Source organism: Novosphingobium sp. FG90, from assembly GCF_057808725.1.
On the sequence record NZ_JBMDIO010000071.1, the window covers coordinates 1 to 6065 of the forward strand.

At 55.3% G+C, this 6065-nt stretch carries 5 protein-coding genes and 2 pseudogenes; all 7 read left to right on the plus strand.

Annotated features, from left to right (window positions below; genetic code table 11):
* Window positions 1–365: 365 nt before the first annotated feature.
* The 7 genes and pseudogenes from ACODRZ_RS26135 (at window position 366) to ACODRZ_RS26165 (ending at window position 5916) form a co-directional block, all read left to right on the plus strand.
* Window positions 366–521 carry a hypothetical protein gene (locus ACODRZ_RS26135; RefSeq protein WP_488973124.1) on the plus strand — a complete coding sequence of 52 codons (156 nt, stop codon included), beginning with the start codon at window positions 366–368 and terminating at the stop codon, window positions 519–521.
* A 141-nt stretch (window positions 522–662) separates the two neighbouring features.
* Window positions 663–1865, plus strand: a complete 1203-nt coding sequence (locus tag ACODRZ_RS26140; protein ID WP_488973123.1) for a hypothetical protein — start codon at window positions 663–665, stop codon at window positions 1863–1865.
* A gap of 16 nt (window positions 1866–1881) precedes the next feature.
* Window positions 1882–2151, plus strand: coding sequence for a hypothetical protein (locus ACODRZ_RS26145; protein WP_488973122.1), 270 nt, complete (start codon window positions 1882–1884; stop codon window positions 2149–2151).
* A gap of 1092 nt (window positions 2152–3243) precedes the next feature.
* Complete coding sequence (locus ACODRZ_RS26150; RefSeq protein WP_488973121.1) at window positions 3244–3717, plus strand: hypothetical protein; 474 nt, start codon at window positions 3244–3246, stop codon at window positions 3715–3717.
* Window positions 3644–3802: pseudogene (locus tag ACODRZ_RS26155) on the plus strand (transposase); the annotation flags it as partial. The gene ACODRZ_RS26150 and the pseudogene ACODRZ_RS26155, both read left to right, overlap by 74 nt.
* Before the next feature lie 181 nt (window positions 3803–3983).
* Window positions 3984–4561, plus strand: a pseudogene (locus tag ACODRZ_RS26160) (IS66 family transposase); the annotation flags it as partial.
* A gap of 188 nt (window positions 4562–4749) precedes the next feature.
* Complete coding sequence (locus tag ACODRZ_RS26165) at window positions 4750–5916, plus strand: nucleotide sugar dehydrogenase (RefSeq protein ID WP_488973120.1); 1167 nt, start codon at window positions 4750–4752, stop codon at window positions 5914–5916.
* Window positions 5917–6065: the final 149 nt, after the last annotated feature.

The window sequence follows — 6065 nt, forward strand, 5'->3', positions numbered from 1 at the left end:
TCATCCACATCGTCTCAATCCGACTGTGGACCCGCCAATTTGTCAACGCCTCCTAGGACCCTCAACCCTGATACCGGTCGCCAGTCTTCAGGCATTGATCGCGCGGCATAGCCGGTGAGCGGTCGGCAGAGTGTTGCCGTTCGGCGCGACTGAATGTCCGTAGCGACGTGGGCGGCGTAGCAAATGCCTACCGCGACTGCCACGCCCACGATTCATGGTCCAGCGCTCGACCACGCGGGGCCGTCTAGCTGAAGCGGCGGTAACCAACGCTCGACAAAATGGTGATGATCGGCAGCTGGCGCGAAATGCTTTCCGCGTATCAGCGGTGATCTACCTCCGTAAAGTCCCTTGGTCATGGTGTACGGATGGCGGATCTTACCCGTGCCGCATTTAAAGATCCTGAATTCCGCCACACGGTGATGCGGGTAGGCGCTATTTTCGGAAACTCGACCTTAAGATACGGCGGTTGGGGCACAAGAATGCCGATGCGGCTGGCGATCATGGAAATCAACAGCCAATAGCTTGACCGGGCGAGGTGAACAGCAACATAACGCAGCGCATGGTTTGTGGATGGAAAACCGGGGTCATTTCCCAGCGGAAATCAACAGCGACGATTGTTGGCGTCGAGCCCTAGCCGTTTTCGCACGCAGTAGGTAAAAATGATGAGGAATGTCACCCCGGTGGATCACGGCAATGCGACCGAAGGGACGGGTAAGCCTGTTCCTGCGAGGATTTTGGCGAATGTCGCATGGATCTCTGCTTGCGCATTTCTGTGCGTTCTCGCTGCGGGCGTGCAGATCGACCGTTCGGCACGCAAGGGTTCGATCGCTGCCGAATGGACCCCGGAGTTGTTCAAGGGGTATGCGCTGGAAACCCAGGCGCAGGATGCTTTGGCAAAAGGAGACAACGAACAAGGTCTCGCTCTGGCGCGCGAACTCGTGTTGCGGCGCCCCGTCCCGGCGGAGAGCCTGGCGCTTTACACCAATGCGCTTCTGGCGACAGGCAAAGGTGACGCCGCTGCACCGGCGTTGACGCTCGCCGCTCAGCGTGGTTGGCGCGATCGCTACGTGCAGCGACTGATGGTGCTGGTGGCTGCGCAGGGCGAGGACTGGCCCTCTGCCGCCCAGCGGCTAATTGCTCTGTGGCGTCAACAGGATCGAAGTGAAGAGACACTGGCACTAAGCAAGGCTGTGTTGGTGCAGCCGGAAGCCCTAAAAGAATTCCTCGATCAGTTCGGAGCCCTGGATAAGTGGAATCCTGTTTTCCTCGCATGGGCTGCGGAGAACCTTTCCGTGCAGTCCGTGCGCCTTGCCGCCTCCACCGCTGTAAAGCGCGGTGCCCCGCTCGACTGTCGGGTTCTGGCTCCTCGCGCATACAGGGTCGCCGCAGCGGGGAGAGCGGAAGCGTCTGCGGCAATGTGGGATGCTGCATGCGCGAGCCGCAGTGGCGGTGCGAGAACGCACTCCGCGTTCATTGATGTCCCGGACGGAGAGAAGGGGCCGCTTGACTGGCGGTACCCTGACAACGCCGATCTCACGACTGAACTGGTTTCGGACGAGCGGGGCGTGTCGCTGCGTTACACAAATTTGGCGCCGGTTCGCGTAATTGTCGTGGAGCGTTTCGCCTTCCTGTCCGAGGGTGCGCATCGGGCAAGTGTCAAGGCGACAGGGCAAGTCGGCCGCGTTCGGTCGCTCCTCTTGCGCGTCTCGTGCTTTTCGCCGCTCCATCCTGTGATCGGTGTAGGAGTTTTCAATCTGGATGGGTCGGGAGCACAGTTCACGGTTCCGACCGATTGCCCGACGCAACATCTTGAGATTTCCGCAGCGCGTGGTGAAGGCGCACTCTACAATGTGCGGATCGAATAACCGGGACCGTTCGGAATTGGTCGGACGTGAAGTTGCCCGGAGTATCCCTTCGGAGCGGGAGACCGCATGGCTTCCTGACACTTTTAACTGCATCACGCATCTACGATTGCCGTTCTACGGTAGTGTAGAAATCGACTTTCCGCCAATTGCTGATGGCTTCGATGTTGTGCGTTTCAAAATGGGTGATTTCGCTAATTTTTTGGGGCTGTTGACCGATCACCAACGTGCCGCCATCTTATTGCTCCATCCATTTATCCGCGCATCGTTGCGTTGTGCGGCAGGCTGAGGCACCGCGGTCGTAGCGCTCCCTGATTATCGCTTTTCGATGAGGGGTTCGCGTGCGTACCAGGTCTGTGTCAGTTCGGCGGCTGGCTATGCGGTCGCCGTCGTGACGGCACGCGCAGATGAAATTCGCGTCCGGCGCCGGATGTCTGCACTGATAGTAGGTTCTACCGTCAGGCTCTCAGTTTCGAAGACGCTCGATGTGCAACCGCTCCCGTTCGCGCCGCGCATCCTGGCGATACGGATAGCGAGTTTCGAGTTGAAGGTATCTGTCCGGATTTTCATTGCGGTCCGATCGTGCCGCGCCGTGAACAATTCGAAGGGTCCGGTGTCGGTTGACTGCCATGAACGTCAGCGAGCGCGAAAAGCGTAGCCAGAGCCGGTAGCCGCTTCCATCGGGTATTCGGCGACGGGCGGGTCATGGCCTCGTATTTCCGGAACGCGCAGTCGCGTAAATCCATGCGGCGGTCATGCCGGCGGACCGTCGCGGGGCGGTGCGCCCTGGTGTTTGACGCTTCCGCCACGACCACGAAAGGCCATCGTCTCGCATGTGGCTTACCGTGCTCCGACAGGTAGGGTTCATCCGTCCGGACGTATCCTCCGATGATGGTTTCCCCGTTCCTGCGCTCGAAACTCGGCGTGATATTTGCTTGCTCGACGCTGTCATGGGGCGTCGTGCTTGGCGTGGCATTCGTCGCCGATGGACAACTCGGCGTTCTGCGATTAGTCAAGCACGCCATAGGATCGTCGGCGAACTTCCAAGTCTTCGCTATGGCAGGCTCGCCACACGCCGTACCGCGTCGCCTCGCGCCATACGGCCAAAAGCGTGGCAGCATAGGGATGCATCCGCTCTGATGGATGACTCGCGGGAAAGCATTGCCGGTCGCCGCTAGCGCTTCGCAGGGGGGCTTCAGTTCCGTAGTATCAAGGCGGCGATAACCTTGTTCGTGATCCGATGGGGGCCGGCCCGGCCATCGTCGCGCTCCGCGAGAGCGTGCGCGGCAGCATATCCATTCCGACTGCTTGTCGAACAACTGCTCTGTCAGCTCGGCACTGGGGAGATCAACAGGATCCGCCGCATCGCCCAGAACTTCGGTTGCAGCGAAAGAATTCGATTTTCCTTTCTGCGCTCATGCCGGTGAAGCGGACGCTGCGCTGCCCGAATCGCATGGCCTATCCTCGTCGAACACTCGATCCTGGATTGCGTCATCGTCAGGTTAGTTCTCTTGCGCCACCGGATGCTATTGATCAGCCAGATGCGCGCCTTTTGCTTGGAATACGATATTGCTATCCACAAGGTGCCGGCAAGTTCAGAGCCGATATGCCTGGGGTTCTGGCCGAGGATGCCAACGAATTGTCAGCCGCCATGCGGTGCATCCTGGCCGAGATTTGTGGCAAACTGGCGAAACTGGAACAGCGGATAACGACGATGAACCGCGAGATTGAAGCCATCGTCGCCCGCATTTATGCCGCGCGGCGACTGATGACCATTCTCGGTGTCGGGCCACTTGCCACGACTGCGTTGCTGGCAGCGGCTGGAACCGGCCGGCAGTTCCCGGAAGTCGGATGATCTTGCCGCTTGGCTGGGTCTGGTCCCGCCCGAATATTCGACGGGCGGTAAAGCAAAACTGCTGGGCATCAGTAAGCGCGGAAACAGACATCTACGGCACATGCTGATCCACGGTGCGCGATCCTGCGTTACCCATCTCGACCGTAGCCGCGACAGTTTCGGACCGTGGCTGAATGGATTGGAACGCCGAATGCACAGGAACAAAGTTACCGTCGCACTGGCGGCCAAGATCGCCCGCATTCTCTGGGAGGGCCTGAGCAAGCGGGGCGCGCAGTGTCGCCGAGGAAGTTCTGGGCGGACATTAGCCCGATGTGTGGATCTCGGACCGCTATGCCGGACAACAGGAACTGGACAAGGGCGCCGGGTCTGCCTCGCCCATGTCCTGCGCGACGTACAATATGCCATCGACTGCGGTGACCGGGCCTTTGCCCCGAAGGTTCGCGACCATCTGCGCTGGGCCATCCGCATCGGCAAGCGACGAAGCAGCCTGAATGATACGATCCTGGCGGCCTATTGTGCCAAGGCCGACACCGTGCTGACCCGCTTCATGCGGATGCCCATCGCGCATCCCGCAGGCAATATCCTGCTCAAACAGATCAAGGCATGGCGGGGCAAGTTCTTCGTCTTCCTCAGCAACCGCGACGTCCCTGCGACCAACAACATATCCGAGCGTGAGATCCGCCCCTCCGTTGTATTTCGCAAGGTCACAAACGGCTTCCGGTCCGACTGGGGCGCCCAGATCCACGCCGGCTATCGATCCGTGACCGGCACCGCACGCCTGCAGGGAAAGTCAGCTCTTAAGGCCGTGCGCGAACTCGTTGAGGGCAGGCTCGCCGTCGCCTGAGCCTGCTACGCTTGGCCAACCCCGTGAGCTATTACGCTCTATGTGCGTTTGCGGCAAAAGTCCATTGACTGCGCCGCAGCAAGTTTGGATAGGCAGTTGCGAGAACCATCTGCAGGCTAGATTTCGATCCATTTGAGAATGATTCAATTGCTGGGGTTCCTGGCAATATATCCAAAAGGTCACAAAAGATGAAAATAGCGATTTTTGGATTAGGCTATGTTGGTTTATCGAATGCTATATTGCTCTCGCAGAACAATCAGGTTGTTGCGGTAGACGTTGACGGGTCTAGAGTTGATTCAGTGAACTCCAGAATTTCTCCTATAGCCGATAGGGAAATGGAGCTGTTCCTGAAAAATAAAGACCTTAAATTGACTGCTACTTTAAATAAAGATGAAGGAATTGTAGGGGCTGACATTATAATAGTCGCCACTCCAACGAATTATGATCCGGTCAATAATAAATTTGACACTTCCTCGGTCGAAGCCGTCATTTCCGATGTCATATCGGTTAATAAAACGGCATGTATTGTAATAAAATCAACTATACCTGTCGGTTTTGTTGACGCTATAAGTCAAAAATTTCAAACAAGTCAGATTTTATTTAGTCCTGAATTTCTTAGGGAGGGTAGAGCTCTGTATGACAACCTATATCCTTCGAGAATAGTTGTCGGAGAAAATTCCGACAGGGCTCGGAAATTTGCCAATTTATTGATTGAGGCGTCAAGTGCGCCTGATGTTGAGGTCATTTTTACTGGGCGCCGTGAGGCGGAGGCTATTAAGCTTTTTGCTAATACTTATCTGGCTATGAGGGTCGCATTTTTCAATGAATTAGATAGTTATGCTATCAACGGAAATATGAGCTCGCGTGAAATAATTGAAGGTGTGTGTTTGGATCCTCGCATTGGGTCTCATTATAACAACCCAAGTTTTGGTTATGGAGGTTATTGTCTTCCAAAAGACACAAAACAGTTGCTTGCAAATTATTCAGAAGTTCCACAAAATCTGATAAAAGCAATTGTTGAAGCCAATAAAACGCGTAAGGATTTTCTTGCAGATCAGATAATTTCACGGTCTCCGCGCAAGGTGGGCGTGTTTAGGCTGGTAATGAAATCTGGGTCCGATAATTTCCGTCAATCATCAGTGCAAGGAATAATGAAGAGAATAAAAGCAAAAGGAATATCAGTTATGGTCTTTGAGCCATCCATGAAAGAAGATACTTTCTTTGGTTCAGAGGTCACTAGGGATTTGGAATACTTTAAAAGTAGTTGTGATATTATTATTGCGAATCGCGGAACTGATCTCCTTGATGATGTGGCTGAAAAAATCTTTACGCGAGATTTGTTCGGTTCGGACTAGTATCTGAATTATCCATATATTTTATGGGTTGCTTGCAAGAGGTATGGGAATAATTTCGTAATCCATCGTCGCTTTTGCTCAGATGCCATCACCGGCCAGACACACCCGCCAGTTCAGAAGAGGGGTTGAAGTTGAGAAAAGGTATCATT

What these genes read in the sequence shown, in the direction of transcription:
- ACODRZ_RS26135 (WP_488973124.1), top strand. Translation starts at nt 366, where the DNA reads ATGGCGGATCTTACCCGTGCCGCATTTAAAGATCCTGAATTCCGCCAC.
- ACODRZ_RS26165 (WP_488973120.1), top strand. Translation starts at nt 4,750, where the DNA reads ATGAAAATAGCGATTTTTGGATTAGGCTATGTTGGTTTATCGAATGCT.
- ACODRZ_RS26140 (WP_488973123.1), top strand. Translation starts at nt 663, where the DNA reads ATGAGGAATGTCACCCCGGTGGATCACGGCAATGCGACCGAAGGGACG.